We start from the raw sequence: 3061 nt of genomic DNA on the forward strand, positions 1-3061 counted from the left end.
GATCAATAATATTCTGATAGCCATCCATTGGCGATATTCCCGGATTAGGAGTAACCATTTCTCCGGAACCCATAAATGTTGGATTTTCGATATCACCAAGCCTTGGCAAAAATGAATAACAAGTAAATAAATACTTTTCAGCCTGATTACGTAGCGTAAAAGCATTGTCGATGGTGGCTATATTATCTGGAACGACATTCAGATATTTTTTACACGAAGAGAGCGAAATTACCATCAATCCGAGTATTATAATTTTATAAAATTTCATACAATTACAGTTTAATTTTAAGGAAAGTGGACATTGTTTTAATTAATTGAGATGAGCACGCCAAGATTCATCACTCTTTGAACAGGATAGCCTAGACCGTTGCCACCCATTTCAACATCCCATAATTTAAAATTGCTCCATAGAAAAAGGTTTGTTCCATTTAAATAGAACCTTACATTCGACATATGAGCTTTTTGGGTGATCCTATTTGGCAATGTGTAACCAAGTTCAAGCGATTTTAAACGAAGAAATGCGCCATTTTGCATTAACCAGGTGCTTGTCTGGGTGTTATTAACATTGACCGTTGTACTCAATCTTGGCCAAAGGGCATAAATATTTCTATTTTCTTCACTCCAGTGATTATCAGCATAAGCCTTTAACAATGCCCCCTGATTATTTACAAAAGGAGAAGTTTTTATGCCATCGATCCAAAAAGACTCACGTCCCAACCCCTGGAAGAAACAAGATAGGTCAAATCGTTTGTAACCTGCAGAAAGACCAAAGCCATACACAATCTCGGGAGATGTCGGGAACCCTATTGGCACCTGATCTAACGAGGTAATTTGTCCATCATGATTTACATCTCTATATTTAATATCACCTGCACCATAAATTCCGAAGTTTTGTTTTGGGGAATACGCAACGTCATTATCATCAACAAACAGGCGCTCAGCAATGTATCCCCAGTTTTGTGATAAAGAATAACCAACATGCGATTTGTTTTTCTCGGCATATTCAGGTTCTTCATATACCTCAAATTTGCTTGTCGCATAAGTAAAATTGGCCATTCCTTTGATCCATATATCTGAACCAATATTTTGAGAATAATCCATAGAAACATCTACACCATGCGATGACGCTTCGCCAACATTAGCCCTTACATTTGCAGACAATCCCATTGTGCTAGGAATAGAAGTCCTATCCATTAAGATGTTTGTTCTTCTTTCTTTATAGATATCTACCTGAATGCCTAATTTATTGAAAAGGTTGGATTCAATTCCGAAATTGAATTTTTTAGCGGTCTCCCAGGTAATGTCATTATTTGCATATCTGGTAATATCAACTCCACTAAGAAAATTATCAGTTAATGTTCCAAAAACAGCGCCATTTGAAGTACTGTTCATATTGACATTTGACAAATAAAAGAACCTGTCCTCCGGACTTCCTATCTGGTCATTCCCAACTAAGCCATAGGTTGCCCTTAATTTCAATGTCGGCATAACCTCTTTGAGTGGCTTCCAGAAATCCTCATTTGACACGGTATAGGCTACACCTGCTGAAGGGAAAAATCCAAAACGATGAGAGCTATGAAAACGTTCAGAACCATTGTAGCCAAAATTAAATTCAGTAGCATAGCGATCATTATAGACATAAGTAAATCTACCCGACAAACCCATATTCCTGAAAGGAAGAGAGCTTTGTAAATCTCCGGCACCTCCTGTTAAGCTACTTTTGGCAATACCTATTAACATACCACTGAGGCTATGTACCTGATTGAAAGTACGTTTATAGTTTAGCGCTGCTTCACTATAAAAACTGGTAGAAACTTTTTTCTCTCCTTCATCATATCCCAAATATTCGGTACCTGCAGGAACTCCGGAAATTGTTGATTGAAGTTCATTAAGCCCTCTAAGTGAATAAGTTTTGTTTACCCTGTCATAGTTACTAAGTGAGTAATAGTATGGATTATAAAATCTGCTAACATCAAAGAAAGCATAACGCTGAGTATTAACCATAGCTCTGGCACTTAGTCCTTCTGTTATAAAAGAGAAATCCTGCGACAATTGAAGCTGAGCTGACATTGTTGACTGAGAGTAGTCTTTATAACCTTTTTGCAAACTTGCATAAGGGTTATTAAACTGTCCATCTCCATAGTTACCAAACATAATGTGTCTCACAAATCTGGTATCTTCTGTAGGAGCATATCGGGCTGGAAATAGAACTGGGTTAGCATTAACGATTTCGTTATATATTGCTGTCCCACTATTTATAGGCCCTCTGTAATCATCAAAAACACCTGATATACGTGTAATTAACTCTGTAGTTTTGGTTAGATTAATATTTACGTTACTTCTTAATGAATATGTTTTTAAATTGGCATTGCTATTAAAGTTATTCATAGGATCAACTTTCATGATACCATGATCCTGCGACAATGCCCCCGCAACAAAATATCTTGCTACTTTGCCGCCACCATTAACATTCAGATTATACCTTTGGTTCATGGTGTAATCTTTCAGTAACATCTTTTGCCAGTCAGTAGTTGGGTAAGCAACCGGATCTGTTCCTCTTATGGTATTGTCTATTTTGCTCTGCTGATAAAGATATCCTCCCAAGGGATTTCTGGTTAAATTGGCTTCATTAGCTAAAGTCATATAGGTCACAGGGTCTGCAAACTCTACGTCCCTGGTTGATTGTGATAAAGAATTCTCCGCTCTGAAAGATAAATTCACTTTACCCTCCTTACCTTCTTTAGTTGTAATCAAAATCACTCCGTTTGCACCTCTAGCGCCATATAACGCAGTTGATGTAGCATCTTTCATGATGGAAAAACTAGCAATATCGTCTACCTGAAGTCGCGCTAAATCAGTGGACGTTGACTCAATACCGTCAACTAAAATCAAAGGAGACACTTTATAACCAAAAGTGGTAACTCCCCTAACAAAAAAATCYGCATTATCAGCGCCCGGCTCACCGCTTCTTTGATAGGCAATTACACCTGCCAGTTTTCCTGCAAGAGCAGCAGTTAAATTACTTGAGGGTATTTTTAAATCCGCAGGCTTTATTGTAGTC

Annotated in this window: 1 protein-coding gene and 1 pseudogene; both read right to left on the minus strand. The window is 37.7% G+C overall.

From position 1 onward, the window contains the following. Nucleotides 1–268 (minus strand): annotated as a pseudogene (locus tag AC1DG9_RS25625) (RagB/SusD family nutrient uptake outer membrane protein); the annotation flags it as partial. Nucleotides 269–306: 38 nt separating this feature from the next. Further along, nucleotides 307–3061, minus strand: a 2755-nt coding sequence (locus AC1DG9_RS25630; RefSeq protein ID WP_477635521.1) for a SusC/RagA family TonB-linked outer membrane protein, incomplete at its 5' end; no start/stop codon positions are given.

Source organism: Pedobacter sp. 05L430 (assembly GCF_056397585.1).